Below are 26,381 nucleotides of genomic sequence, written 5' to 3'. Positions count from 1 at the left end.
GTTTACCTGTTATTGTATTGGTTCATTGTGATATTGATCCCGGCAAGACAAAAACTGCGAATAATATCTACTGCTTTTTCAATACGATCCGGCAGGAGCAGTTTCTCCTCCGGAGAGAATTCTTCAAGCACGTAATTGACCTGCGCTCCGCGCGGGAAATCATTGCCTATACCAAATCTAAGCCGGGGATAGCTCTGTCCGATCAGCTCCTGAATATGCTTCAGTCCGTTGTGTCCGGCATCACTTCCCTTCGATTTGAGCCGTAGTGTTCCAAACGGTAGTGCCAGGTCGTCTACCACCACCAACAGGTTTTCCGTCTCAATTTTCTCCTTCTGCATCCAATACCGGATGGCATTGCCACTCAAGTTCATAAATGTAGAGGGCTTGAGTAGCAGAAGCGATTTATTCCGGAGTCGCATTTCGGTCACAAAACCGTACCGCTTATCCTCAAAAATAGCATTGGACGCTTTTGCCAAAGCGTCCAACACCATAAAGCCTATATTGTGGCGGGTTTGTTCATAATCGGGTCCGATATTTCCCAACCCCGCAATCAAATATTTCATCGACTAACTCATTTATTATTCCGCTTTGGCGGCCGCACCTCTGGCTGCGCGCGTCAATTGAACGCGGCAAATCACGGCATTTTTGGCATTCAGTATCTCCAGACCTTCGAAGCTCAGCTGTCCAACTTGTATTGACTTACCCAACTCCAGCTTCTCCACATTCACCACCAAAACTTCGGGTAATTTAGCGGGCACCGCTTTTACTTTCAGCTTACGTATATCGAGCGACAGCTTACCACCGGCTCTCACACCGGCCGCAAGTCCCTCCAGGCGTACCGGAATCTCAATTACCACAGGTACTTTTTCGAATACATGCAGGAAGTCGATATGCAGGATGGTATCTTTCACCGGATGAAACTGTACATCCTTTACAACGGCCTGCAATTTTGTCTTTCCGAGATCAAGATCCACCAAGAATACCTCAGGTGTGTATATCAGATTGCGTACATCACCGCTCTTTACGACAAAATTCAGGTTTTCTTCGTTGTGACCACCGTATACTACACAAGGGATCAGGTTCTCACTGCGGTAGGCCCTTGCCGCCTTCTTCCCGAAATCATCCCTGATCTCGCCTTTTAATGTAAATGTCTTCATTTTTAATTGTTGTTTGTGTTACTCAAAATAAAGTTGCTTTCTTTATTTCCCATCACACGGGAGCTTTCAAAAAAGCGGCGCAAAGATAGTGATTTTCTTTTTATTGCACAACCATTCATTTCTTTTTTTATCCCACTCTTTTTTTTCAAATCCTCTCCCGTTATACTCATCGAACGTATAATAGGCCTGTCACCGTGGCAAGAAATAATCCACACAATACAGGCATCTTTGGACACTCTCAGCACTCCGCCGTGTTCCGGATAGAAGTTGTCTGACACGGAATCATCAAAACCGGTATATATATATATATATCCAGTCCCTTAATCTCCGATGCAAGACACACATAGTAGGCGTCTCATTCTTTGTTTACAGAGACAACAGGATTGTACATGGCGGGCGAGTATTTGGTTTTTGTATAGCTGAACCGCACAAAATGGCTTTCGGTTTTTGCGACGAACCAGTTCCAGTCTTTCTCCTCTGCGGGCGACCACTGCGAAACTTCTTCGGAATTCTTGCATGAGCCTATAGGGTCAAAACCTTCTTTTTCTGAGAAAAGCTGCTCAGTAAAACAAAAAAAAGTGAGAAGGGGGAAGGGAAAGGGAGCAATACAATAAGATTTATCGATTTTAATGAGATATTTAATGTGCCTTTTCAATTTAAACCTATGCGAAATACCGAAAAAAAACACTACTTTTGCAGTTTCAAAACAAGTTCATTTAAACAATGATAAACAGAAATTTAATTCGTATAAGGATTGTTCAGATTGTTTACTCCTGGTACCAAAATACGAATAGGGATTTGCGGAACACCGAAAAAGAGCTTTTATTCGGCTTGCAAAAATCTTACGATCTTTATTTTTATCTACTGCTGTTAATGGTGGAACTGACCAGGGCATATGAAAACAGGGTGGAGATGAAACGAAACAAGTATTTGCCTTCGGAAGAAGATCTGCATCCCAATACCCACCTGCTCGACAACAAATTCATACTTCAACTCAGGGAGAACGCACAGTTTCAGAAGCAGCTTACGGAACGCCCCATGATGTGGGAAGCCAACGAGGCATTCGTGAAAAATCTGCTGGATACCATCCTGGCATCTGACACCTACAGAGAATACACAGAAAACGCTTCTCCCACCTACGATGAGGATCGCGAGTTCTGGAGAAAGACCTTCAAACAGTTTATCTATATGAATGAGGAACTGGATGATATTCTCGAGGATGAATGTATATACTGGAACGACGATGTAGAGATTGTGCAGAGCTTTGTCCTGAAAACAATCAAAAGGTTTTCCGAAGAGAAAGGCACAAATCAGCCGCTGCTTCCGATGTTTAAAGACGAGGAAGACAGGACGTTTGCCCTCAGACTGTTGCATGACTCTATCCTGAATGAAAAAAAATACAGGGAACTGATCGACAAGCATACCGACAAATGGGATTTTGAACGCATTGCCTTCATGGATCTTATCATAATGCAGGTCGCTCTATCAGAAATATTTACATTCGAATCTATTCCCACGAGCGTCTCGCTGAACGAATATATCGAGATCGCCAAATCATACAGTACTCCCAAAAGCAGTACATTTATTAACGGAATATTGGATGCCATTGTGCAGGAAATAAAAGAAGAAAATCGTATCTTTAAAAATTAATTTTTCAATTATCAACTTTAATCATCAATTTATGAATATTTTATTACAGGCAGCTCCGGCCGGTGGAATGGGTGGTATGGGCAGTACACTGTTTATGATGGTGGCCATTATCGCCGTATTTTATTTCTTCATGATCCGTCCGCAGCAGAAAAAACAAAAAGAACTGCAGAAAAGCCGCGAAGCGATGAAGGTGGGTGATAAAGTGGTTACCTCAGGCGGTATCCATGGTAGAATCAGGGAAGTGGGCGACAGCTGGTTCCTGGTAGAAGTAGCCGACGGTGTGAAAATAAAATTCGAAAAAGCATCGGTCTTTGCCTCTTCAGCCGACGTGACTACGAACTAACCTTTTTGCCATGGGAATAAAGGCTTTCATCAGGAAATGGGCACCCAAAGCAGAAGCATATTTTTCCACATTTCCGTGGAAAAACCTGCTCTTCTTTTTATTTTTCCTCATGCTGGCCTTTATTTTCTGGTTGATGCTTTTTTTCCAAAAGGAAAATGTGGAGGGCACTTACCGTATTCCGTTAAAATACACGAATATTCCGGAGGATGTAGTATTTGACAATGCCCTGCCTGAATTCATAGAAATCAGTGTCGCCGACAACGGCGTGGAAGTGTTTCTGCTCGATGTAAGAAAAAAAGATTCATTGGAGATTGACGTCAAGGAACTAACCGCTGGGGGTACCTCCGAGCTTCAGGGCGATCAGTATCGCCAGCTCATCCGCTCCCGATTGGCTCCAAGCACGAACATACGGGGTTATTATCCCATGAGTATCTCTTTGGCCACCTCCAAATTGGAACGCAAGGAATTACGGGTAGTATTTGATGGCGAGATAACCACCAGCAGGGCCAACCTGGTGGCCGACAGTGCCTGGTTTTTTCCCGAAACGGTGATGGCCTATGGTTCGGGTGAGTCGCTCAAACAGCTAAAGACAGCAGTTACCGAATATACCCTGTTTAAAAACATCAGAGCCACCTCCCAGCTTCCAATAAGAATTAATCCTGTGAAGGATGTCAAGTTTGTACCGGCAGAGGTCGAAATCTATATTCCAGTGGAGGAATTCACAGAACGTACATTTGAGATTCCCGTTACTGCCACACATTTGCCGTCGGACCTCGACGTGAAGTTTTTTCCTTCCCGCGCAAAAATATCCTTCTCTGTAACATTGGAAGACTACAAAAAGATTACACAGGAAGATTTTGAAATTGAGCTCAACTACCGGGATTTTCACGAGAACGAAGGAGGACGGGTGGAACTGGAACTTACAAAGAGCCCGTCATCAGCTCACAACACACGGATTTCGCCCTCTTCAGTGGAGTTCCTGTTTGAAAACAAGGCCAGACATTGATTTTGTAAAGCTGTCGAAGGTACATCACTCTTTAATTTCATTTTGAATGATTACAATAGGTATCACGGGAGGCATAGGGAGCGGCAAGTCGGTAGTCTGCGACATCTTCCGCCTGCATGGTATTCCTGTTTATGATGCCGACAGTGAAGCCAAAGAACTCAACGATACTTCTCTCGTGATTCGCTCCCAACTCATCAGTCATTTCGGTGAAGAATTATACCGGGAAGGCAGACTCGACCGTCGGATGTTCGCATCAATCATCTTTCAGGATAAAAAGAAACTCGCAGTAGCCAATGCAATCATTCATCCGGAACTGGCAAAGGATTTTCTGAAATGGTGCAGCAGACAGGAGCAGCATTATCCCATGGTAATAATTGATGCCGCTCTGCTTTTTGAAGCGGGGTTTCACAGATGGCTCGATAAAATAATCACGGTGTATGCACCAAAAGATCTCCGTCTGCAACGGACCATCGCCCGTGACCTGGCATCTGCAGACGAGGTAGAAGAGCGTATGAATGCCCAGCTGGCCGAAGACGAAAAGATCAGACGATCAGATTTTACTATTTGCAACGACAATCACCATTCATTGATCCTGCAGGTAGCAAAAATAATGAAGGAGTTATCCGAAAATATTGTTTCTTAAGAATTTTCCTGTAAATTTGCCGAGGGTTAAACTAAGTTTATATATTTAAATATCAAATCTATGATTGAAAAAATCGGATTTAACGCCGGAAAAGTGTGGACCGTGCTCGATGAAGCAGGTCGCCAGAATGTGAAGGAAGTCAAAAAAACGACGAAATTGACGGATAAGGACCTCTACGCAGCAATCGGCTGGCTTGCCAGGGAAGGAAAAATTTCGCTGGAAGAAGTAGAAAAAGAACTTTATATTTCGTTGAACTAACAGAAAACTACATTCTTGAGAGGAATGAATATAGAAAGAGGTCGCCATGACACTTCTTCAATACCATGCCCGATGACAAAAAATTACACCTGCAACTGGCACGGCTGTTCCCAAAAGAACAGTTATTTACAGATGAACTATCGCGTCTTACCAAAGGCACCGATGCAGGATTGTACCGGCTCATTCCCAAAGCTGTAGTAAAAGTAAACACCGAGGCAGAGGTGATGCGCCTGCTGCAATTCTGTCGCAGTAAAAAAGTTCCGGTCACCTTCAAAGCCGCCGGTACCAGCCTTAGCGGGCAGACCATATCGGACTCCGTACTGATGGAGACAGGCGAGGGCTTCTCTTTTTCAGCCATCACCAACCACGGCGCCACCGCCACTTTTGGATGTGGGCTAACAGGCAGCACGGCAAATCGCATGCTGATGCAGTATCAGCGAAAACTGGGTCCAAAGCCTGCATCGATTAATTCGGCAAAGATTGGCGGCATCATTGCAAACAATGCCAGCGGATCGAGCTACGGCATCCGACACAACAGCTACAATACCGTAAAGTCGATGCGCATTGTTTTTGCCGACGGCTCCCTACTCGATACGGGCGACGGTGAAAGCCGCCGCGCATTTATTTCCGCCCATCCGGCACTTATCAGCGAGATCACCCGGCTTCATCATGAGGCTACGGAAAATAAAGCTATCAATGACAGGATTACCCGCAAGTTTCAATTAAAAAACACCTGCGGCTATGGGGTCAATGCGCTGATTGACTTCGATGATCCGTTGGAGATCATTCAGCACCTGATGATCGGTTCCGAAGGAACACTCGGCTTTGTGTCGCAGGCCACTTTCGAAACCGTGCACGACGCACCCCTCAAAGCCACCTCCATGGCATACTTTGCCAACCTGCGCGACGTGAGCCAGGCCATCATACCTCTCCGTCAATGCCAGGTGAGCGCGGCAGAGCTCATGGACAGAAACGCCCTGCAGGCTGTGGAGGACCAGCCCGGCATGCCGGAGGAGCTGAAGTCGCTGCCCGCGGGGGCGGCCGCATTGCTGATCGATACCTCTGCCGACGATGAGACAACCTTGCTGTCTCAAATAAAGGAGATTGAAGAAAAACTGGCACACCTCCATGCCCTCAGGCCTGTCAAATTCACCACCGACAAACATCTTTACGACCTCTACTGGAACGTGCGAAACGGGCTGTTTACCTCAGCAGCTGCCACCCGCCCACCCCATACGGCCTGCATCATTGAGGATATCGCCTTCAGGGGAGAGGTACTGGGCGATGCGCTGACAGATGTCCGGACACTTCTCGTGAAAAGTGGATATGATGATGCGGTAATGTGGGGCCACCTGCTGGACGGAAATGTACATTTCACCATATTTCCCGATATGAATACTCCCGCAGGAATACAGAAATACGCCTCTTTCATGAATGACCTGTGTGATCTGGTAACGGTGAAGTATGAAGGAAGTCTGAAGGCTGAACACGGCACCGGACGCAATATGGCTCCATTCGTGGAAAAAGAATGGGGAACCGACATATATGCGCTCATGAAAAGGATAAAGAAGGCATTTGATCCCGATGGCATCCTGAACCCGGGTGTAGTGATCAACGACAACATGGATGTGTTCATCAGAAACCTGAAACAAATCCCCGAAGCCCATCCCATTATCGATAAATGTATTGAGTGCGGCTTCTGTGAGGTGGTCTGTCCCTCCAAAAACCTTACGCTGACCCCGCGGCAACGCATCGTGGCTTATCGCTACCTTGCCGAAAGCATGGCGTCGGGTAAAAAGCGCAACCTTTCCATTCTGAAACAGGTAAAAGCCATCTCATATCCGCTCGTGCAGACCTGTGCCACCGATGGTTTGTGTGGTATAGCCTGCCCTGTTGGCATCGACACGGGAAAACTCGTGAAGGAGCTCCGCTGGCAGCAAAACGGCCGTTTTACAAAATATATGGCGGGGTTCATTGCAAATCACACGGGTGTAACCGTCGCGTTGCTGCGCAGCCTACTGCGTGTACCGCATATAGTGGCTGGAATAGTTGGCTATGGAGCAACGGAGAGCGTGACGCGGGGGCTTTACCGTGTGGGCGCCGGCATCTTTCCGTTGTGGACACGATATACGCCTTCTGGCAGCAGAAAGATTAGCAAGCGGTTTTACCCGGCAAGTGTCTCCGGTGCTCCCGTGGTCGTTTATTTTCCGGCATGTATCACCCGCTCAATGGGAGGACCTTCATTCGGATACGAAGAAAGGGAGGATCTGCCTTCCAAGATGTTATCGGTGTTGCACAAAGCAGGTTATGACGTCCTGCTTCCCAATAAGGCAGACAGGTTATGCTGCGGAATGGCGTTTGCCAGCAAAGGGTTTCGCGAGGAAGCAAAAAGGAAGGAGCAGGAATTAAATGCAGCCTTGCTGGAAATAACGCGCAACGGAGAACTGCCGGTCGTCTGCGACATGAGTCCATGCCTTCTGCACATGCGGGAAACACTCGACAAACGCTTAAAGCTGTATGACCAGGTGGAGTTTATCCTTGATTTTCTTTTGGATCGTCTGCATTTCGTTCCTCGTCCGGTAACAATAACAATACATACCACCTGTAGTTCCACGAAAATGCAACTAGCTGATAAATTCTTCGCTGTGGCATCCCGGTGTGCGGAAAAGGTTATTGTTCCTGAAAATGTGGCTTGTTGTGGGTGGGCCGGTGACAGGGGATTCTTCTATCCCGGGTTGAATAACTCGGCACTGTCGGCGCTGAAAGAAGGTATCCAGGATGCAGAAGAGGGATATTCCAATAGCCGCACCTGTGAAATCGGGCTCTCCCTCAACAGTGGCATAACCTACCAGTCGGCCATCTACCTTGTTGATAAAGCAACCCGCTGAACAACGGCATATCCTAAAACTGTTTTTATTTCATCCGGTCGAATCCCTGTCCGTAGATGCCAATAACGTTACTTTGAGAGATAAAGGCATTTTCATCGATGCTTTTCACCAGCCGGAAGATGGACGTGGATTCATTTCGCCGCGCCATAACAAGCAACACCTTTTGTACCTTCTTCGTATACCATCCCGTACCATCGAGCACCGTACATCCACGGTGGAGCTGAAGGTTGATCTGTGTGGCGATCTCCTCGTATTTCTGGGAGACAATGAAAAACTGGACAGACTGGCGGATACCGTTCAACACCCAATCGACAGAAGTAGCCATGACCGCAATGATGATGACGCCGAAAACAATGGTTTCCACGCTCTGGAAAATCATGTAAGAGGAAGCGACGATAAACAGATCTACCAAAAGCATGGTACGTCCGGGAGTGATATTACGGTATTTATTGATCACCAGCACAATGATATCGGTGCCGCCGCTACTACCGTTCACTGACATCACCAACCCCACGCCTGCGCCTGCCACGATGGAGCCAATGAGTCCCGCCATCAGCGGCTCCTCTGTCATAATCGGCGGCCATTGAAAACTCTCGAACATGCCAATAAAAGCAGTCAGTGAGGCCACACCTACAATGGTTTTTACAAGAAACTCCGAACCCAGTATCCTGAATGCAATCAACAGCAATATCGCGTTCATCACAAAAACCATGACTGACACGGGCCACTCCAACGCATAATTGATCAGTACTGCCACACCGGTAAGGCCGCCTATGACAAACTGATGGGGCATGATAAACTGCGTTACCCCCAATGCATACATGAAGGTCCCCAGAAAAATTGTCAGATAATCTTTCCAGTAGAACTTCTTCAGGCTAAATTCTGGCAATTTATCCATCTATATTAAAATTTTAGTGGTCGGCATCTGGCTTTTCAGAAACAAATTTTACACATGCAGTGGCTGCAAGTGAACTTTCGGAAATCACCAAATTATTATTAAGTCACCGGTCCATGGGTTATATCACCACATTGACGATTTTTTTCGGTACGATAATCACCTTTTTCGGCGTTTTGCCCTCCAGCCATTTCTGTGACTGGGGATGTTCCAGCACCGCTTTTTCAATCTCCTCATTGGCCGCATCGGCAGCGAATTCGATAATAAAGCGTGATTTCCCGTTGAAGGAGATGGCATACGGGAAGGCATCTTCCTTCAGATATTCCTCGTTACACAGAGGCCATGCCGCATCACAGACCGAGGTTTCATTCCCCAGTGTATGCCACAACTCTTCCGCAAGATGCGGCGCAAAAGGTGCCAGGCAGACCGTCAGGTCACTCAATATAACTCTCTCGCGGCATGAAAGTGCCGTGAGCTCATTCAGGCAAATCATGAACGCGGAAACCGAGGTGTTGAAAGAGAAATTTTCAATGTCGTGCGACACCTTTTTGATCAGTTTGTGCAACGCCTTCAAAGCTTCTTTCGCGGGTTCGTCATCGTTCACCGCCAGCACTCCCTCCTTGTAAAACAGGTTCCACACCTTGCGCAGGAAGCGGTGCACACCGTCTATCCCATTGGTATCCCAGGGCTTGGATTGTTCCAGCGGTCCCAGAAACATCTCGTAGAGGCGAAGTGTGTCCGCTCCATATTTTTCGACAATATCATCGGGATTGACCACGTTGTACATCGATTTCGACATTTTTTCAATGGCCCATCCACATACATATTTGCCATCCTCCAGCAAAAACTCGGCTGTATTATATTCCGGGCTCCATTGTCTGAAAGCATCCAGGTCAAGCAGATCGTTGTGTACAATATTCACATCCACATGGATAGGGGTCACCTCATATTGGTCCCGAAGGTTATACGATACGAAAGTATTGGATCCTTTGATGCGGTACACGAAGTTGCTGCGTCCTTGAATCATTCCCTGGTTCACCAGCTTCTTGAAAGGTTCCTCCTCGCAGGAGACACCCAGGTCGAACAGAAACTTATTCCAGAAGCGGCTGTACACAAGGTGCCCCGTGGCATGCTCGGTACCGCCGATGTAAAGATCCACATCGCGCCAGTAGGTATTCGCCTTCTCCGAAACCAGTGCCGCGTTGTTGTGCGGATCCATGTAGCGCAGGTAGTAGGCAGACGAGCCGGCAAAGCCTGGCATGGTATTCAGCTCGAGGGGGTAACCCTCCTTCGTCTGCCAGTTTTGGGCCCTTCCCAGCGGTGGTTCACCCGTTTCGGTAGGCAGGAACTTATCCACTTCGGGGAGTTCCAGTGGCAACTCGCTTTCATCGAGCGTGTAGGGCATATCTTCCTTGTAATAGACCGGGAAAGGCTCACCCCAATAGCGCTGCCGCGAGAAGATGGCATCGCGCAGGCGGTAATTGATCTTGCGGTATCCCAGTCCTCTTTTCTCCACCTCGTCGATGGCCGCCGGGATGGCCTGTTTCACCGTCATGCCGTTCAGGAAGCCGGAGTGGATCATGATACCTTCTTTGGCATCGAAGCTCTCTTCCGAGACATCGCAGCCTTCTATAAGAGGGATGATGGGCAGATTAAAATGACGGGCGAAGGCATAGTCGCGGCTGTCGTGCGCCGGCACGGCCATGATGGCACCCGTACCATATCCTGCCAGCACATAATCGGATATCCATATTGGAAGTGGTTCGCCCGTAAAAGGATGGGTAGCATGAGAACCCGAGAAGACACCGGTCACTGTTTTATCGGCCATGCGTTCCCGTTCCGTCTTTTTCTTTGTCTTGGCGATGTAGGCATTCACTGCATCACGCTGCTCAGCGGTAGTAAGTTGTTCCACCAGCTCACTCTCGGGAGCCAGCACCATGAAGGTCACCCCGAAGATGGTATCGGCACGGGTAGTAAAAATATCGAAAGCGATCTCTTCTGAAGTCTTGAAATGCATGACAGCCCCTTCGCTGCGCCCGATCCAGTTGCGCTGTGTCTCCTTGAGCGAGTCGCTCCAGGCAATCGTGTCGAGTCCCTCCAGCAGGCGCTGGGCATAGGCAGAAACGCGCAAACACCATTGACGCATCTTGCGCTGCTCCACCGGATAACCTCCCCGGATGGAGAGGCCTTCGCTCACTTCGTCGTTGGCAAGTACGGTACCCAGCTGCGGACACCAGTTTACCATGGTATCGCCCAGATAGGCTATGCGGTAGTTCATCAGCAGTTCCTGCTGTTCTTTTTCTGTCTTGCTGTTCCACTCTTCAGCGGTAAATGTCATCGGCTCGGTGCAGGCAACATCCAGTCCGACAGTACCCTGTTGGGAAAACACCTCTACCAGCTCCGTGATAGGACGGGCCTGTCGCGCCTGGTTGCAATAGTAGGAATGGAACATGCGGATGAATGCCCACTGGGTCCACTTATAATAATCCGGATCGCAGGTACGTACCTCACGGCTCCAGTCGTATGAAAATCCTATTTTATCGAGCTGCTCCCGGTAACGGTTGATGTTGTTCTCAGTGGTGATGGCAGGATGCTGTCCGGTTTGAATGGCATACTGTTCTGCAGGCAGTCCGTAAGCATCGTACCCCATGGGATGGAGCACGTTAAATCCCTGCAGTCGTTTGTATCGCGAAAAGATATCCGAAGCGATATACCCAAGGGGATGTCCCACATGCAGTCCCGCCCCCGAGGGATAGGGAAACATGTCGAGCACGTAATATTTGGGTTTAGCACTCTCTTCTGTTACTTTGTAGATGTGATGGTCGGCCCAGTACTGTTGCCACCGTTTTTCTATTTCTCTAAAATTGTAATCCATGCCGTTACTCCGTTAAAAACGGTGCAAAGATAGTGATTTAATATGATATTCGTGCTGCACACGTTTGTTGGCTACATCATGAGTAGTGCTTCATACGTAACAACTACACACTATACATCCTGTCAATCAGATCGGCGTACTTTTCCAGGATCACCTTCCTGCGCAGCTTGAGAGTATTGGTCAGTTCTCCGTTCTCCACACTGAACGGGTTAGGCAACAATGTAATTTTCTTTATTTTTTCGTAGGAGGTGAACTGGGATTGCAGTAGCTCGATACGGCCAAATATAAAATTGTGAATCAGTGGGTTACCGACCAATTCTTCTATGTTTTCAAATGCGATGTGTTGTTCCCGTGCATAAGTCATAAGAGCCTCATAAACAGGAATAATCAGTGCACTGACAAACTTGCGGTCATCACCGATCACAGCTACCTGTTCAATGAATTTGTCTTCAGTAATACGGGTTTCAATCATTTGCGGGGCAATATATTTACCGTTGGATGTTTTATAAAGATCTTTGATCCGTTCTGTGAGAATGATCTCATTGTCACCGGTCAGTGAGCCGGCATCGCCTGTTCTGAAAAAACCGTCGTCGGTAAAGGCAGCTTTGTTCGCTTCCGGTTTTTTGTAATAACCGGACATGACGGTTTCCCCTTTCACCAGAATCTCGTTGTTCTCACCGATCTTCACCTCCATATCGGGCATCACTTTTCCCACAGTACCGATACGAAAACCCTTGTTAAGAAAACAACTCACCGTGGCGGTCGTCTCGGTAAGACCATAACCATATATGAGGTGCACATCGATCGACTGCATAAATGCATTGATCGCGTCAGAGAGGGGAGCTCCTGCCACAGGAAAAAAGTTTCCTCTTTCAATTCCGATAATCCGTTTGATCAGATAAAAGATCGTATGCCGATAAAGAAAAAATTTTACCCGATTACCCGGCGCAGGCCTTTTACCCTCGTTTACGTACTCCAGATTATGTCGCCTGCCCGTCTTCACTGCATCGTTAAACAACCATTTTGTAATACCGGAAGCATTGTCAATATTTTCCCTGACGCCTTCGTATACTTTCTCCCAAAAACGGGGCACGTTGCTCATCAGTGTAGGACGAACCTGTTTGAGCGTCTTTCTTATCTCGCTCGGATCTCTGTTTATGGCCACGGCAATACCCTTGTGGAGACAGTAATAGGTCCATGCCTTTTCAAAAATATGGGTTAAAGGCAAAAAGCACATGGAAAGATCCTTATCCGAGAGGTTTGTCAATCGCATATCGTGGATATGGCATGCTTTAATATAATTGGCATGGGTGAGCATCACACCCTTGGGCTCGCCTGTTGTACCTGAAGTGTAGATGATGGTGGCAAGATCACTCTCTTTTAACTGTTTCAGCCTTGAGTTCACCAATGCCACCGACTCGGAATTGTCACCGGTTGCAATGAAATCATCGAAGTAAACCGATGTCTTATCATCGGGTTGCAGTACTACTTTTGGATCGAAGATAATCAACCTCTCCAATACAGGCAGTTCCTGCTGCACCTTATAGGCATTATTGTACTGAAACTGTTCACCCACAAACAAAAGCTTAATTTCTGCATCTTGGATAATATATCCAATCTGCATCGGCGAAGAGGTAGCATACATGGGCACCATCACCGCCTTATTGGCATAGGCGGCGAAATCGGTAATCAGATATTTTTCCATATTCTGAGCATAAATGCCCACATTGTCATTTGGTTGCAGGCCTATCTCTGCCATTGCCTGGGCAACCTTCATTATCTTATCGGAAAAACTCTTCCATGTGAGATCGAGCCACTCTCCGCCTGCCGACTGGTATCTCAGCACTGTCTTGTTTTTCAGTATCTGTGCCTTTTTGTGAACAAGTTCACCCAGATGATAGTAATCCATAAAATTCCTGTTATTTACTCAAATGTACACTTTCTTCCTGAAATTTTTAGCAAAATCTATTTTTTTTTTGTACTTTTGAACGCTTTTGGTGCGGTTTTTAACGATTTATTTTCGGTTAACTTTCTATAAACGCGTGGGTTAATTAACTACACTTAACGTGTCATTTCATGGTAAAATAAAACATTGATTTTATCTTTGTGTTGTTATGGAAAGACTTATCCACATATTTGCGGTGCTTTGTATGGCGCTTTCATCTCCTGCGGTGAAAGCACAAGGTTATTACGCTGCCAACGTGGCCCCCGGAAACAACGGACCAGTCTCCACCATTTTCTTAATGCCGAATATATATCCGGCCGTAATTCTGGAGGGCGACACCGTTGCCTGTATGTGGCTCACTGACTTCATCAAGTATTCACCCCTTACCTTTCGCAGTACCAAAGATCAGATGGCTTATTACAAGCTGATCCGCGATGTAAAGAAGACGCTACCCTATGCCAAGGAAATTGCCGAAATCATCACCGAAACCTATGAGTACATGGAAACGCTTCCCGATGACAATGCACGGCAAAAACATCTGAATAAGATGGAGAAATACCTGATGGATACCTACACGCCCAAAATGAAAAAACTAACCCGTTCACAAGGACAGCTGCTTATGAAACTGGTAGACCGGGAAACCAACTCCTCTTCTTATCATATCATTGATGCATTTATGGGCAGTTTTAAAGCCTGGACTTACAATGTGTTTGCCGGATTATTCGGGAACAGCCTGAAAACAAGATACAATCCCTATGGTGAAGATCGTGTGACCGAAAGAGTATGTGTTCTCGTGGAACAAGGTAATGTCTGATTTTTTTGCTACCTTTGCACCGTTTTTTTTCAGACGTATGCAAATAAATTTTCTTCAGGACTTTCAACCCACGCTCGTTCAATCTTTAAAAAACTACAACAAGGAAAAGTTTGTGGCCGATCTTATGGCCGGACTGATCGTGGGAGTCGTGGCATTGCCACTGGCCATCGCTTTTGGAATTGCTTCAGGCGTAACACCCGAAAAAGGTATCTACACTGCTATTATCGCCGGGTTCATCATCTCATTCCTGGGCGGCAGCACCGTGCAGATTGGCGGCCCTACAGGAGCCTTCATTGTGATCGTATATGGGATTGTGGAACAATACGGAGTACAGGGATTGGCTATGGCCACGGTCATCGCCGGCATCATGCTGGTGATGATGGGCTTTTTAAAGCTGGGTGCAGTCATCCGTTTTATACCCTACCCCATTGTCGTGGGTTTCACCAGCGGTATTGCGCTAACCATTTTCTCCACGCAGATAAAAGATTTTTTCGGGCTGACCTTACCCAAGTTACCATCCGGTTTTGTGGAAAAATGGGCGGTCTACTTCCAGTATTTTTCTACCGTGAACTGGTGGGCTGTCCTGATTGGCGTGACAAGTGTGGCCATCATCATTCTTACACCGAAAATTTATAAAAAGATTCCCGGATCACTCGTGGCAATCATCATCATGACAATTGTCGCCTATCTGATGAAAACATACGGCCATATAGAGGGAATTGAAACCATTGGTGACCGCTTTACCATTAATAGCCAGCTCCCCACAGTGCAGACCATATCATTGAATCTCGACAGTGTACGCCTGTTGTTCCCGGCCGCTTTCACCATCGCCATGCTCGGCGCCATAGAGTCGTTGCTGTCTACCACGGTGGCCGACGGGGTGACCGGTAAAAAGCATAATTCAAACATGGAACTTGTGGCACAGGGAGTCGCGAATATCGTTGTACCCTTCTTTGGCGGCATTCCTGCCACCGGTGCCATCGCGCGCACCATGACCAACATCAACAACGGTGGCCGTACCCCTGTTGCCGGTATCATCCATGCCATTGTCCTGTTACTCATCGTGCTGTTTCTCGGAGATCTCACAAAACATATTCCCATGGCCTGCCTTGCCGGCGTATTGGTGGTTGTAGCTTATAATATGAGCGAATGGCGCACCTTTTTATCACTCAACAAACAAGCGAAAGCCACGCGCGCCATCCTGCTGACAACCTTCTTTCTTACGGTGATATTCGATCTTACTGTCGCCATCGCCGTAGGATTGCTGCTGGCTGTTTTCGCTTTTCTGAAAAGGATGAATGAAAGCACGCAAATATCTCATACCACCGGCAGCATCGATATCTCGAAGGAGATGGAATCCCACTCGGGGAATATGAAGGAAGAGGTACTTTATCTTCCAGACGGAGTGGAAGTTTACGAGATTGACGGACCTTTCTTTTTTGGTGTGGCCAACAAATTCGACGAGAAGATGCGAGAGATAGGAGACCACCCTAACATTCGGATTATCAGAATGCGTAAAGTCCCGTTTATTGACTCCACGGGGTTAAACAACCTGGAAACCTTGTGCCGCAACTCCAAGAAAGAGAAAATCCATGTCATTCTCTCCGGTGTAAAAGAGAATATACGCGAGAGTTTATACCAATCTGATATCCCCAGGATTGTAGGTGAGGAAAATATATGCTCGCACATCCACCTGGCCGTTGAAAGAGCCCGTGAGATAGATGCCGGACTGGCAAAAGAGCACAAACACAAACATCACTGATGGAAGAAAGATCACTTCAACTCACGGACTGGCTCCCTACCACGAAGAAGGAAACGGAACTTCGGGGATGGGATGAGATGGATGTGGTCTTGTTCTCGGGTGATGCTTATGTGGATCATCCATCGTTTGGCACCGCCGTCATTGGGAGACTCCTCGAAAGTGAAGGTCTCAGAGTGGCCATCGTGCCGCAACCCAACTGGCGGGATGATCTGCGGGACTTTAAAAAGATGGGGATTCCGCGCTATTTCTTTGCAGTTACCGCCGGCGTGATGGATTCCATGATCAACCATTACACTGCCGGCAAGCGCCTGCGTTCAAATGATGCATATACTCCCGACGGCAGATCAGATATGCGACCCGACAGAGCAGTGACAGTCTACTCACGCATTCTTAAGAAACTCTATCCCGATGTACCACTGTTGCTCGGAGGAGTAGAAGCATCGCTGAGGAGGGTCACCCATTATGATTACTGGGACGATACCCTGCACAAGACCATTCTTGCTGATACGGGCGCCGACCTGTTGATCTACGGCATGGGGGAGCTGCCGCTGAAACAACTGGTACAAAGTCTTCGCAGCGGGAAAAAATTCAGAGAAATACGGGACATCCCGCAAACAGCTTTTCTTTGTACAAAGGAAGAAGTGACACCCAATCCATTCGGCGAAGAAGTGACACTCTTTTCGCACGATGCCTGTCGAAGTGACAAACTCAAACAGGCCAAAAACTTTCGCGTGGTAGAGGAACAGTCCAACCGTCTCAGCGCCGCACGCATCCTGCAGGAGGTAGACAACAGGATACTGGTGGTCAATCCTCCCTACCCTCCAATGAAAGAAGCCGAGATCGATGCCACTTTCGATCTGCCCTATACCCGTCTGCCTCATCCCAAATACAGAGGAAAAACAATCCCTGCCTATGAGATGATCAAATTTTCGGTAAATCTCCACCGGGGTTGCTTCGGTGGCTGTTCCTTCTGCACCATCTCGGCACATCAGGGAAAATTCATTGCTTCCCGTTCAAAAGCATCCATCCTGGCGGAGGTGGAAAAGATCATCCGCATGCCCGGCTTCAAAGGATATATCAGTGACCTTGGAGGTCCCTCGGCAAACATGTACAGGATGCAGGGAAAAGATCTAACAATATGCGAAAAATGCAAGAAACCTTCCTGCATTTTCCCGAAGGTATGTTTCAATCTGAATACCGATCATACCCCATTGCTGGAGATCTATCACGCGGTGGACGCACTGCCAGGCGTGAAGAAATCGTTTATTGGCAGCGGTATCCGGTATGACTTGCTCCTGTACAGGAGTAACGACGAAAAAGCCAATGATTCCGCACACAGTTATCTTCGCGAGCTCATTACACTACATGTATCGGGGCGACTTAAAGTGGCCCCCGAACATACTTCCGAAAAGACGTTGCAGACAATGCGAAAACCCTCATTTGAGTTGTTCTCACAGTTCAAACGAATTTTTGATGAATTGAATGAAAGAGAGGCACTCAACCAGCAGCTTATACCTTACTTCATTTCGTCACATCCGGGCTGCACCGAAGAAGAGATGGCCGAACTGGCAGCCATCACCAAAAACCTCAACTTTAAGCTGGAACAGGTACAGGACTTTACTCCGTCACCCATGACGCTGGCCACTGAAATCTATTACACCGGATACCATCCCTACACCCTGCAACCTGTATATACGGCCAGAACGAAAGAGCAGAAAAACGGACAACGTCTTTTTTTCTTCTGGCATGATCCGCAAAACAAACATTCCATACTCCGCGCACTCAAACGGATGAAAAGACCGGATCTCATTTACAGACTGTATCCGAAGGGATAAATTATCCGTGCAGACATCATATTTTCGTTAACCATTGTTAAAAAAAGAGGATTGTCTTTTTTTCATGCAGCGTTTTTTAATTTTTTGCATCTAACGGGTATAAGAAGCAAATTGTATGAGAAAAATCTTTTTTACAATCAGTATTTTATCAATCGGAATCTTCTTATTCCTGTTATCATGCGACGAGAACTCCAGTTCTTTGGGGGAGTTTCGCATTAACATAGCAACCATAGTCCCCGGTGGAGAAAATGCATACTCACTTTTACTTGACAATGGCGAAAGGCTATGGCCTGCTGCCACTGCCATGACATACCACCCTTCATACAATCAGCGCGTATTTCTCAACTACACCATTCTTTCGGGAGCTCAAAACGGATATGACCGTTACATCAAAATAAATGATATCTGGAATATTCTCACGAAGCAGATCATTGAACTGAATGCCCAAAATGCAGACAGTATCGGCAATGATCCGGTAAAAGCCAATGCCGTATGGATAGGCGGAGATTACCTGAATGTCTCATTCATGTTCAACTATGGCGGGGTTAAACCGCATGCAATAAATTTAGTGAAGAAGGAACTGCCGTCCGAATCATTGTCCGATGTTATTGATCTGGAGTTTCGCCACAACTCCTACAACAGTCAACGTGACAAGTTTTATGAAGGTTTTGTTTGCTTCGACCTGAAACCGTTGCGGGACGAAAACTCAGACTCCGTAAAGCTGTCAGTCCGCGTGAAGGAAAAAACAAGAGTAATAACTTACGATGTGGTTTACAGGTACAACCAGGTAATACAGCAAGCTGTAACAGAGATGCCAATACCTGTTATCTCATCGAGTGAATACTATTAAATGAAGCAACCACAATGTAATTAGTTCTATTTCTTATATGACTTTTTGATTTTCCAAAAACCGGATGGTCCCTGTGAAGAGATCATCCGGTTATTCATTTATTCATACGGCTTGGATCCGGCAAGGCCGGCATATCTTACATACGGTCGTATGGTAAGTGGGCCAGCGCTTCAGAGATTTTATCCACGACCTCGCGTATCGGTTTTTCTGCCATTCCCCTGATAAAAGGGTTTAGATCGGCACGCAGCGTAAGACGCAACCGGGTATCATTTTCCGCTTTTGACACCAGTTGAATCCAGATAAAAATATCGAAAGGCAATTTCTCCGATTTGAATTTTATCAGTTTATCCGGTTCCCTTTCCTCCACGAGAAAGGAGACCTTTCCTATTGGATCTACCTTAAAAGAAACTCTATCGGCATCGAACGTGAAGTCACGAAGCGTATCATTGGGAATCCTGCTTTTAAGAGACTCCAGCTTGCTCAGATCAGAAAGGACACGAAATACCTCGGTATTGCTGTACGGAATTATTTTTACATCGCTGACAAATTCGGTCATTTTTTTACTTTTTTTACTGGCTGTCCCCAGTTCTCGGGATCATGGCGCCACTCCTGCAATGTTTTCAGCTCAGATTCATCGATATAATCAGTTAGCAGAGCTTCATCCAGAATTGCATCGTAGCCACAGAGAGTTGTCAGTTCCACCCTTGCATCCTGCATCCTCTTTAGTGCATATGGGAACCCATAAGTGAATACAGCCAACATGCCGAGTACGTCCGATCCGTTGCTGCGTATGGCTTCCACTGCCTTCAAGCTGCTTCCTCCGGTAGAAACAAGATCTTCAATCACGATCACTTTTTGTCCGGGCCTGAGATCTCCTTCAATAAGGTTTTCCAGTCCGTGATCCTTCGGAGTGGAACGGATGTATACAAAAGGTAAGTCGAGCAGGTCGGCTACCAGCGCTCCGGGAGCGATGGCTCCTGTGGCCACGCCGGCGATTGCATCGGTTTGGGGATATTTCTCGAGGACAATCCTGGCAAACTCCACCTTGATAAAATTGCGAATAGCAGGATACGACATAAGTTTACGGTTATCGCAATATATGGGCGACTTCCAGCCCGACGCCCAGGTAAAAGGATTTGACGGCTGGAGTTTGATTGCTTTAATCTTGAGAAGTTTCTCGGCAGTTAATTTATGTACAGAGTTCATCTTATCTTTTTTTTTTGCTGATTGATCACAAAAATACAGCTTTCGGAGTTAATAACATCTCAATTCACGAAAAAAGAGTTTAAAAAACTTCACCCAGTGTTGCCACGCTTATTTTTACTCCCTGGCACCCTTGTAGCGCTGTAGCGCATGCTTCCATGGTGGAACCCGTTGTGATGACGTCGTCTACAAGCAGCAGATGTTTTTGTGCATATTCACCGGGATTCTTCACATGGAAAATATGTTTCACGTTCTCCCAGCGTTGTGTTTTGGTTCGCTTTGTCTGAGTGGGATTATAGACCACCCTGATGAGGTTTCCCACTGACAGGGGAAGGGAAGTAGTCGCCGACAAGCCACGGGCAATTATTTCCGCTTGATTATAACCACGGATTTTTTCTTTCTTCGGATGCAAGGGCACAGGGACAATGACATCAACAGGTTTCAGAAAATCACTTCCCTGAAGGTCTTCACCGTATATTTTTCCCAGGAGGATGCCCACTTCCTTATGATGATGATATTTGAGTTGATGAATCAACGGTGGCAACATTCCCTTCTTGGCATAAACACAAAATGAAGCGATCCGCTCGAAGGGTATTCTCCCGGCCATAAGCCGTTCAGCGGCATTGTCCGGATATTTGAAGTTGTGGGTTCGGGGCAGTTTGTATAAACAACGCAGACAGATACACTCCTCCGGCTGTATTAACTCTTCACCACACACCATGCAGACGGCAGGAAAAAAAAGATGGAAAAATTCCATTAACAGGTCATTCCGTCTCATCTGGCAGTTCATCAAGGTTCATCTTCCGCATACAGCTCAGAATTTCTTTCATTGGATATCCTCTTCCCAATGCGTAACGGATTAATTTACCGTTTATTTCAAAGTGAGAGCTTCCCTTTACAGTTTTTCTTTTGAATTCCAGTAGTGGCTGAAGCGAAGCGTTAAGTTCATTGTCGGAGAACTCAGCAAATGCAGTCTGGATTACTTCATCGGGTATTTTTTTTTGACGCAGGGAAAGTACAATCTTTATCTTGCCCCACCTATTGTAAGTCAATTTCTCGTGGATATAATTCCGGGCATAACGGGCCTCATCGATATAACGGCCCTTCTTTAAACGGAGAATAATCTGTTCTGCATTCCCATCGGAGATGCACATCCGTTGTAGCTTTTGCTGTATTTCCCACACGCAGCATTCTTTCCTTGAGCAGAGCCGGGACATTTGCAAAAACGCATGCTCCGCGGTTGTTATTTTTTCAGGTTTGTCCATGTCCTGCAGATTTTATGGCACGAATCATCCGGGGATTTCCAGAGATATCATTTTTTATTTCCACAGCATGAAATCCTGCATCATAAAGTAATCCAGCCACTGGTTCTGCCATATTCCTGTTTATTTCGAAGTACAATCTCCCTTCGTCCTCAAGGAGCTCTCCGGCAAGAGATGTAATCCGCTCATAAAAAAGCAATGGTCGGTTATCAGGCACAAAAAGAGCTTCATGTGGTTCAAAATCGACAACATTCCGCTCCATCTGTTTCTTTTCAGATTCTGTCACATAGGGAGGATTACTCACAATGAGATTAAATTTTCCACACCGGGGAGGCGTTTGAAAGATGTCTGCGCGTAAAAAGCGGACTTCGGCACTATTCCAGGCGGCATTCTCTGCAGCAATCTCCAGGGCCTTTTCCGAGATGTCCCACGCATCTACTCGGGCATGTGCAATTTCCCTGGCCAGGGTTATTGCAATACAACCGCTGCCGGTACCTATATCCAGAATTAGACGAGTACCGTCATACGGCTCCGACACAATCCACTCGACCAGTTCTTCCGTTTCGGGACGTGGAATAAGTACATCGCCCGTAACCCTAAATATTCTTCCATAAAATTCAGTCTTGCCGAATACATACTGATAAGGTTCACCGTTTTTTAAGCGGGACAGAATATCATCCATCTTTTCGATCTGCAAACGGGATAAATGATTAATTTTGTCGTACGTGATAAGGACATTCTGTTCACCGAGGAGCTCTTCCACAATGAGGCGTGTGAGTACTGCGATTTCGGAAGAAGTATATAACCGGTTTAATTCACGGCGGATATGCTGAGTGTATTGCTGCATAATAACAATTCTGTATTGAAAGTCACTTGACAGAACAAAGATAAAAAAAATGGAAATAAATCCCGTATTTATGGAACGATGCCTTCAGCTTGCCCGCAAAGGAGAAGGCTACACCCTTCCCAACCCCATGGTGGGAGCAGTGATTGTACATCACAACCGTATCATAGGTGAGGGCTATCACAGGCAATATGGAAAAGCGCACGCAGAAGTGAATGCCATCATGGCTGTGAAAGAGAAGGCACTGCTTACCGACTCCACACTGTATGTCTCACTGGAACCCTGTTCCCATCAGGGAAAAACACCTCCATGTACCGGATTGATTATTGCCAGGAATATTCCCCGGGTGGTTGTTGCCGTGAAGGATCCTAATCCCATCGTCTCCGGCAGAGGAATTGGGATACTGAAAGAACAGGGTGTCGAAGTAGCCGTTGGGACTTTAGAGACCGGGGCGCGAGAGCTGAACAGGATATTTTTCGTAAATCAGCAGTATAAACGACCATTTGTGATATTGAAATGGGCACAGAGCAAAGATCATTTTATGGACTATGTGCGCACATCGCTCCAAGAAAAGACACCTGCGGTTATCTCCAACAGGCTCACTCAAACCCTGGTTCATAAGATCCGTACACAGGCACAGGGTATTCTTGTGGGTACCCGGACGGCAATGCTCGACAACCCGCGGCTGACTGCCAGGAAATGGTACGGGCAACACCCGGTGCGCATCGTAATAGACAGGGAAAATAAAATACCGGCTACCTCGGCCTTGTTCGACGGAACAACAGCGACAATAGTGTTCACTGCTACAGTCCGCACTGACTTGCCAAATAAGGGGATAAAACAAATTATGATGGATTTTTGCGGCGACACTAACCGGCAAATCCTTCAAAGCCTCTACCAGGAAGGAATTTACTCTTTGATTGTGGAAGGCGGGGCCCATTTGTTATCCTCTTTCATCAGGAAGAACATATGGGATGAAGCCTACGTGGAGATCTCGGATAAAAAGCTATATAATGGCACCAAAGCACCTGAAATAGAGGGGGAAGAAGTAAGTGCCAAAAGATATTTAAATTCGGTACAGTTTCATTTAAAGTGCCAAATAACTCGAAATTTTCTTTAAATATTCATTTTAATATGGTTAAAGCGAAAAATCTTTCTACTTTTGCATATCTTAAACGTGCTGTACAATATTTTTGAAACGAATGATATCCAAATATTTTTCCCTGGCATGGTTGCTTGTTCTTAACCTGTTGCTTCTCTCCTCCTGCCTGAACTCAGATGTTGAGGAGACGGAATTTTCTCCTGATGCACAAATTTATGCTTTTTCACTCTCATCTGCTACCGACACATCCGACGTATTGTCTGCCACTAAATTTACCATTGATCAGATAAACGGGAAAATATTCAACAAGGATCCGCTGCCATATTTGTTTAGGGCAGATAGTGTGTTGCTCAATATTACTGGCGTCAGCACCTACAGCCCCTATGCCTTGGTACAACTCACACTGGATCCCGACAGTACATATAATTGGATACAGTCAGACTCTGTGGCGATAGCCCGGTTAAAGAAGATCATCACAACAGCCCCCGACGGCATCACAAAAAAATCATATGAATTTCAACTGAATATATATCAGGAAGATCCCTATTTTCTTGGATGGGAGCAAAGAAGTTCCGGTTATCTGCCTGCCCTTGTTGTGTCTCAGAAAACTATCGCTCTCAAAAACCGGTTCATCACTTATTTCAATACCGGTACGGCCATACAGGCGAAGTCTGCCAACAGCAATAACGGAGCAGACTGGGCTACGGTAGCCCTGACAGGCCTTCCTTCCACACTGCAGCTTTCCTCTCTGATAACTGTCAACAATGCCGCTTACGGCCTCGACACAACCACAGGAGCGGTTTATCAATCGGCCGACGGCGCCAACTGGAGTAGGATTGTCACCGCACACACAATAAAAGCCATTTATGGAGAACTTCCTCAGGCAACCCCCGGCAATATCCTGGCTGCTGCAGAAATTAACGGTATGCTTACCTTCGTACAAACTGAAAATTTTTCCGTGTTGAAGCCTCTGAATCGACTCCCGGCAAATTTGCCGTTAAAGGATTTTTCTGCTACAAAAGTAGACATACCCACATCCTATTCAAAGTACCTTATTTTGTCGGGAGGAACTACCTCGGAGAATAAATCCAATAACAACATCTGGATTTTACTTGAAAACAACGGCGTCATCACTCATATCCTGTCAAGAATTCCGGGCACGATATCGGTCAATGGCAGCAATTTGTTTTTTTATGATAATAAACCCTATCTGATGATTACATCATCCGGAAAAAACAGTTTGATGTATTCTGACAACTCGGGTCTTGACTGGATTAAGGCAGCAGAAAATCAGGATTTTCCTTCCGGCTTTGCCGAACGGACAAACGCGTCGGTCCTGACTGATGCAGATAATTATATATGGATATTCGGCGGAATATCTGCCACGCAAACGCAACTGGCCGATGTTTGGAAAGGCAGACTCAGTAAATATGATTCTCACTGAAAAGGATTGTCACTTTTGTTGAACGTAAGATAATTTATTACCTCAATATCCGTTTTCTTGGAAACAGGATTAAAGGAATGAAGGTATGAAGATTCTGGGAATACCACTTTTTGTGATGATGACAGGCTTTTTGATGTTACCCGTCGCTTCCGGTATTTATGCTCAGGAGTATAAGTTTGAGTCAGGAGCTGCGGCAGGGATTTCTTCCTACATGGGAGACGCCAACAAGACAAGTTTCACATATCACCCGGGCATCGTTACAGGTTTACTTTTCCGGTACAATATCAATTTTCATTGGGCGTTAAAGTCAAACCTGCTGGCCGGGAGGGTCTCCGGAGATACCTGGAATACGGGAAATAACTTCCCTTCAGGTCAAAAGGCAGCTTTTCGCCGTACTTTTGCAGAAGCAGGTGTACAAACCGAATTTAACTTCCTGCCCTACAGTGACAAGTATCGGTATACGGGTACAAAACCCTATACTCCTTACCTGTTTGTCGGCGCAGGGATCACATATGCAGCGGGAGAGACTGACTATATAGGGCCAAACATGCCTTTTGGCGTGGGATTTAAAGTCAAACTAAAAAACAGATTGAATGTTGCCCTCGAATGCTCAATGCGGAAATTGTTTGCTGATGATTTCGATGTGACGCGAAAAGCGCAAACGTGGAGTTTGGATAAACCCTACGGCATTGGGAGCAGCATCATCAAAAACCAGGATTGGTATTCGATTATAATGATTTGCCTTACCTGGGACTTCGGACTGAGAGAAGATCCCTGTCACGGCAATTAACTTATTAGCCGCAAAAAAGATGTCACTATTTGAAAAAATTAATCATCACCGTCTTCCCTCCCACATAGCCATCATCATGGATGGAAACGGGCGTTGGGCTAAAGCCAGAGGGCTGGAACGAGCCGAAGGACACCGGGAAGGCGTAAGTGCCATCAGGAGAGTGGTGGAAGCAGCCATCAGGACATCGGTCAAAACCCTCACCCTGTATGCTTTTTCTACTGAGAACTGGTATCGTCCGACGGAAGAAATAGACGGACTGATGGATTTAATAGTATATGCTATTGCCAAAGAGACAGCAGACCTGAAAAAAAACGGTGTAAGCATTGCTTCCATCGGGGATTTAAGTCGCCTTCCCGTAAATGTAAGGGAAGCACTCGAATCATGTATCCGCGAAACGGAAGGAGGACGAAACCTCAAACTGGTAATCGCTTTAAGTTATTCTTCCAAATGGGAAATTACAGAAGCTACACGGAGAATAACCGGCGATGTGATCAAAGGTGTTTTGAAAGCAGAGGACATTTCCGAAGATACCATCAGCAGGTATCTCACCACCAGCGAATTTCCCGACCCTGACCTTTTAATCAGGACGGGCGGAGAGCAGCGAATCAGCAACTTTCTGCTGTGGCAATGTGCTTACGCTGAATTTTATTTTACAGAAACCTTCTGGCCCGACTTTAGCGAGGAAGCGCTTTACAAAGCAATTCTAGACTACCAGAGCCGTGAAAGGAGATACGGTAAAACAAGTGAACAGATATAATCAGAAAAATAACCGCTACACACTGAACCAAAGACAGTCAGAGAAAAGATATATCACA

General features: G+C 46.4%; 24 protein-coding genes. 14 read left to right on the top strand and 10 right to left on the bottom strand.

Going from position 1 to position 26,381, the window contains the following annotated elements:
- Positions 1-2: 2 nt before the first annotated feature.
- Positions 3-563, bottom strand: a complete 561-nt coding sequence (gene pth, locus AC1HCU_RS14410) for an aminoacyl-tRNA hydrolase (protein WP_480367041.1) — start codon at positions 561-563, stop codon at positions 3-5.
- Positions 564-578: 15 nt separating this feature from the next.
- On the bottom strand, positions 579-1,157 hold the full coding sequence (locus AC1HCU_RS14405) for a 50S ribosomal protein L25/general stress protein Ctc (RefSeq protein WP_480367039.1): 579 nt from the start codon (positions 1,155-1,157) through the stop codon (positions 579-581).
- Between the two features lie 723 nt (positions 1,158-1,880).
- On the opposite strand from AC1HCU_RS14405, the gene nusB reads away from it, so the two are divergent.
- The 6 genes from nusB to AC1HCU_RS14375 all read left to right on the top strand — a co-directional run bounded on the left by nusB (position 1,881) and on the right by AC1HCU_RS14375 (position 7,945).
- The gene (gene nusB / locus AC1HCU_RS14400; RefSeq protein WP_480367037.1) at positions 1,881-2,807 is read left to right on the top strand and encodes a transcription antitermination factor NusB; all 927 of its coding nucleotides are present in this window, start codon (positions 1,881-1,883) and stop codon (positions 2,805-2,807) included.
- A gap of 31 nt (positions 2,808-2,838) precedes the next feature.
- Positions 2,839-3,150 (top strand): preprotein translocase subunit YajC, encoded by a 312-nt coding sequence (gene yajC / locus AC1HCU_RS14395; protein ID WP_480367035.1) that lies wholly within the window; start codon positions 2,839-2,841, stop codon positions 3,148-3,150.
- A 10-nt stretch (positions 3,151-3,160) separates the two neighbouring features.
- Entirely contained in the window at positions 3,161-4,156 is a 996-nt protein-coding gene (locus AC1HCU_RS14390; protein WP_480367033.1) for a YbbR-like domain-containing protein, read from the top strand.
- A gap of 46 nt (positions 4,157-4,202) precedes the next feature.
- Positions 4,203-4,799, top strand: a complete 597-nt coding sequence (gene coaE / locus AC1HCU_RS14385; RefSeq protein WP_480367031.1) for a dephospho-CoA kinase — start codon at positions 4,203-4,205, stop codon at positions 4,797-4,799.
- 60 nt (positions 4,800-4,859) lie between these two features.
- Positions 4,860-5,057: a winged helix-turn-helix domain-containing protein gene (locus tag AC1HCU_RS14380; RefSeq protein ID WP_480367029.1), complete on the top strand. Its 198-nt coding sequence runs from the start codon at positions 4,860-4,862 to the stop codon at positions 5,055-5,057.
- Between the two features lie 65 nt (positions 5,058-5,122).
- Positions 5,123-7,945, top strand: coding sequence for an FAD-binding and (Fe-S)-binding domain-containing protein (locus AC1HCU_RS14375; RefSeq protein WP_480367027.1), 2,823 nt, complete (start codon positions 5,123-5,125; stop codon positions 7,943-7,945).
- Between the two features lie 25 nt (positions 7,946-7,970).
- Here AC1HCU_RS14375 and AC1HCU_RS14370 read toward each other — a convergent pair whose 3' ends face one another.
- The 3 genes from AC1HCU_RS14370 to AC1HCU_RS14360 form a co-directional block, all read right to left on the bottom strand.
- Positions 7,971-8,843: a YitT family protein gene (locus tag AC1HCU_RS14370; RefSeq protein WP_480367025.1), complete on the bottom strand. Its 873-nt coding sequence runs from the start codon at positions 8,841-8,843 to the stop codon at positions 7,971-7,973.
- Between the two features lie 118 nt (positions 8,844-8,961).
- Complete coding sequence (gene leuS, locus AC1HCU_RS14365) at positions 8,962-11,715, bottom strand: leucine--tRNA ligase (RefSeq protein WP_480367024.1); 2,754 nt, start codon at positions 11,713-11,715, stop codon at positions 8,962-8,964.
- A gap of 103 nt (positions 11,716-11,818) precedes the next feature.
- Positions 11,819-13,624: an AMP-dependent synthetase/ligase gene (locus AC1HCU_RS14360; RefSeq protein ID WP_480367022.1), complete on the bottom strand. Its 1,806-nt coding sequence runs from the start codon at positions 13,622-13,624 to the stop codon at positions 11,819-11,821.
- Between the two features lie 205 nt (positions 13,625-13,829).
- On the opposite strand from AC1HCU_RS14360, the gene AC1HCU_RS14355 reads away from it, so the two are divergent.
- The 4 genes from AC1HCU_RS14355 to AC1HCU_RS14340 all read left to right on the top strand — a co-directional run bounded on the left by AC1HCU_RS14355 (position 13,830) and on the right by AC1HCU_RS14340 (position 18,921).
- Entirely contained in the window at positions 13,830-14,474 is a 645-nt protein-coding gene (locus AC1HCU_RS14355) for a DUF4294 domain-containing protein (protein ID WP_480367020.1), read from the top strand.
- A 37-nt stretch (positions 14,475-14,511) separates the two neighbouring features.
- Entirely contained in the window at positions 14,512-16,236 is a 1,725-nt protein-coding gene (locus AC1HCU_RS14350; RefSeq protein WP_480367018.1) for a SulP family inorganic anion transporter, read from the top strand.
- Positions 16,236-18,071 carry a YgiQ family radical SAM protein gene (locus tag AC1HCU_RS14345; RefSeq protein WP_480367016.1) on the top strand — a complete coding sequence of 612 codons (1,836 nt, stop codon included), beginning with the start codon at positions 16,236-16,238 and terminating at the stop codon, positions 18,069-18,071. Before AC1HCU_RS14350 ends, AC1HCU_RS14345 begins: the two co-directional genes overlap by 1 nt.
- Before the next feature lie 115 nt (positions 18,072-18,186).
- Entirely contained in the window at positions 18,187-18,921 is a 735-nt protein-coding gene (locus tag AC1HCU_RS14340) for a NigD-like protein (protein ID WP_480367014.1), read from the top strand.
- Between the two features lie 136 nt (positions 18,922-19,057).
- Here the strand turns inward: AC1HCU_RS14340 and AC1HCU_RS14335 are convergent, their stop codons facing one another.
- The 5 genes from AC1HCU_RS14335 to prmC all read right to left on the bottom strand — a co-directional run bounded on the left by AC1HCU_RS14335 (position 19,058) and on the right by prmC (position 22,233).
- Positions 19,058-19,477 carry an SRPBCC family protein gene (locus AC1HCU_RS14335; protein WP_480367012.1) on the bottom strand — a complete coding sequence of 140 codons (420 nt, stop codon included), beginning with the start codon at positions 19,475-19,477 and terminating at the stop codon, positions 19,058-19,060.
- Positions 19,474-20,127: an orotate phosphoribosyltransferase gene (pyrE, locus tag AC1HCU_RS14330; protein ID WP_480367010.1), complete on the bottom strand. Its 654-nt coding sequence runs from the start codon at positions 20,125-20,127 to the stop codon at positions 19,474-19,476. Before pyrE ends, AC1HCU_RS14335 begins: the two co-directional genes overlap by 4 nt.
- Before the next feature lie 79 nt (positions 20,128-20,206).
- Positions 20,207-20,902, bottom strand: coding sequence for a ComF family protein (locus AC1HCU_RS14325; RefSeq protein ID WP_480367008.1), 696 nt, complete (start codon positions 20,900-20,902; stop codon positions 20,207-20,209).
- A complete protein-coding gene (locus AC1HCU_RS14320; RefSeq protein ID WP_480367006.1) occupies positions 20,889-21,389 on the bottom strand; it encodes a regulatory protein RecX in 501 nt (166 codons plus the stop codon). The genes AC1HCU_RS14325 and AC1HCU_RS14320 overlap by 14 nt, the downstream gene beginning before the upstream one ends.
- Positions 21,376-22,233 carry a peptide chain release factor N(5)-glutamine methyltransferase gene (gene prmC, locus AC1HCU_RS14315; RefSeq protein ID WP_480367004.1) on the bottom strand — a complete coding sequence of 286 codons (858 nt, stop codon included), beginning with the start codon at positions 22,231-22,233 and terminating at the stop codon, positions 21,376-21,378. The genes AC1HCU_RS14320 and prmC overlap by 14 nt, the downstream gene beginning before the upstream one ends.
- A 70-nt stretch (positions 22,234-22,303) precedes the next feature.
- Here prmC and ribD point away from each other — a divergent pair, with 70 nt between their 5' ends.
- The 4 genes from ribD (at position 22,304) to AC1HCU_RS14295 (ending at position 26,323) form a co-directional block, all read left to right on the top strand.
- Positions 22,304-23,350 (top strand): bifunctional diaminohydroxyphosphoribosylaminopyrimidine deaminase/5-amino-6-(5-phosphoribosylamino)uracil reductase RibD, encoded by a 1,047-nt coding sequence (ribD, locus tag AC1HCU_RS14310; protein WP_480367002.1) that lies wholly within the window; start codon positions 22,304-22,306, stop codon positions 23,348-23,350.
- Positions 23,351-23,432: 82 nt separating this feature from the next.
- Positions 23,433-24,776, top strand: a complete 1,344-nt coding sequence (locus AC1HCU_RS14305; protein WP_480371245.1) for a DUF6242 domain-containing protein — start codon at positions 23,433-23,435, stop codon at positions 24,774-24,776.
- Positions 24,777-24,861: 85 nt separating this feature from the next.
- Positions 24,862-25,566: a type IX secretion system protein PorG gene (porG, locus tag AC1HCU_RS14300; protein WP_480367000.1), complete on the top strand. Its 705-nt coding sequence runs from the start codon at positions 24,862-24,864 to the stop codon at positions 25,564-25,566.
- A 19-nt stretch (positions 25,567-25,585) separates the two neighbouring features.
- Positions 25,586-26,323, top strand: coding sequence for an isoprenyl transferase (locus AC1HCU_RS14295; RefSeq protein ID WP_480366998.1), 738 nt, complete (start codon positions 25,586-25,588; stop codon positions 26,321-26,323).
- Positions 26,324-26,381 lie beyond the last annotated feature (58 nt).

The sequence above is a fragment of the Proteiniphilum sp. LBM24028 genome (assembly GCF_056629195.1).
Note: the sequence above shows the minus strand (reverse complement) of the source record. Positions and strands in the feature narration are given on the sequence as shown.

Bases quoted from the DNA above. Each gene is read 5' to 3' on its own strand.
- pth (WP_480367041.1), bottom strand. From the start codon at position 563: ATGAAATATTTGATTGCGGGGTTGGGAAATATCGGACCCGATTATGAA.
- AC1HCU_RS14405 (WP_480367039.1), bottom strand. From the start codon at position 1,157: ATGAAGACATTTACATTAAAAGGCGAGATCAGGGATGATTTCGGGAAG.
- nusB (WP_480367037.1), top strand. From the start codon at position 1,881: ATGATAAACAGAAATTTAATTCGTATAAGGATTGTTCAGATTGTTTAC.
- yajC (WP_480367035.1), top strand. From the start codon at position 2,839: ATGAATATTTTATTACAGGCAGCTCCGGCCGGTGGAATGGGTGGTATG.
- AC1HCU_RS14390 (WP_480367033.1), top strand. From the start codon at position 3,161: ATGGGAATAAAGGCTTTCATCAGGAAATGGGCACCCAAAGCAGAAGCA.
- coaE (WP_480367031.1), top strand. From the start codon at position 4,203: ATGATTACAATAGGTATCACGGGAGGCATAGGGAGCGGCAAGTCGGTA.
- AC1HCU_RS14380 (WP_480367029.1), top strand. From the start codon at position 4,860: ATGATTGAAAAAATCGGATTTAACGCCGGAAAAGTGTGGACCGTGCTC.
- AC1HCU_RS14375 (WP_480367027.1), top strand. From the start codon at position 5,123: ATGCCCGATGACAAAAAATTACACCTGCAACTGGCACGGCTGTTCCCA.
- AC1HCU_RS14370 (WP_480367025.1), bottom strand. From the start codon at position 8,843: ATGGATAAATTGCCAGAATTTAGCCTGAAGAAGTTCTACTGGAAAGAT.
- leuS (WP_480367024.1), bottom strand. From the start codon at position 11,715: ATGGATTACAATTTTAGAGAAATAGAAAAACGGTGGCAACAGTACTGG.
- AC1HCU_RS14360 (WP_480367022.1), bottom strand. From the start codon at position 13,624: ATGGATTACTATCATCTGGGTGAACTTGTTCACAAAAAGGCACAGATA.
- AC1HCU_RS14355 (WP_480367020.1), top strand. From the start codon at position 13,830: ATGGAAAGACTTATCCACATATTTGCGGTGCTTTGTATGGCGCTTTCA.
- AC1HCU_RS14350 (WP_480367018.1), top strand. From the start codon at position 14,512: ATGCAAATAAATTTTCTTCAGGACTTTCAACCCACGCTCGTTCAATCT.
- AC1HCU_RS14345 (WP_480367016.1), top strand. From the start codon at position 16,236: ATGGAAGAAAGATCACTTCAACTCACGGACTGGCTCCCTACCACGAAG.
- AC1HCU_RS14340 (WP_480367014.1), top strand. From the start codon at position 18,187: ATGAGAAAAATCTTTTTTACAATCAGTATTTTATCAATCGGAATCTTC.
- AC1HCU_RS14335 (WP_480367012.1), bottom strand. From the start codon at position 19,477: ATGACCGAATTTGTCAGCGATGTAAAAATAATTCCGTACAGCAATACC.
- pyrE (WP_480367010.1), bottom strand. From the start codon at position 20,127: ATGAACTCTGTACATAAATTAACTGCCGAGAAACTTCTCAAGATTAAA.
- AC1HCU_RS14325 (WP_480367008.1), bottom strand. From the start codon at position 20,902: ATGAGACGGAATGACCTGTTAATGGAATTTTTCCATCTTTTTTTTCCT.
- AC1HCU_RS14320 (WP_480367006.1), bottom strand. From the start codon at position 21,389: ATGGACAAACCTGAAAAAATAACAACCGCGGAGCATGCGTTTTTGCAA.
- prmC (WP_480367004.1), bottom strand. From the start codon at position 22,233: ATGCAGCAATACACTCAGCATATCCGCCGTGAATTAAACCGGTTATAT.
- ribD (WP_480367002.1), top strand. From the start codon at position 22,304: ATGGAACGATGCCTTCAGCTTGCCCGCAAAGGAGAAGGCTACACCCTT.
- AC1HCU_RS14305 (WP_480371245.1), top strand. From the start codon at position 23,433: ATGATATCCAAATATTTTTCCCTGGCATGGTTGCTTGTTCTTAACCTG.
- porG (WP_480367000.1), top strand. From the start codon at position 24,862: ATGAAGATTCTGGGAATACCACTTTTTGTGATGATGACAGGCTTTTTG.
- AC1HCU_RS14295 (WP_480366998.1), top strand. From the start codon at position 25,586: ATGTCACTATTTGAAAAAATTAATCATCACCGTCTTCCCTCCCACATA.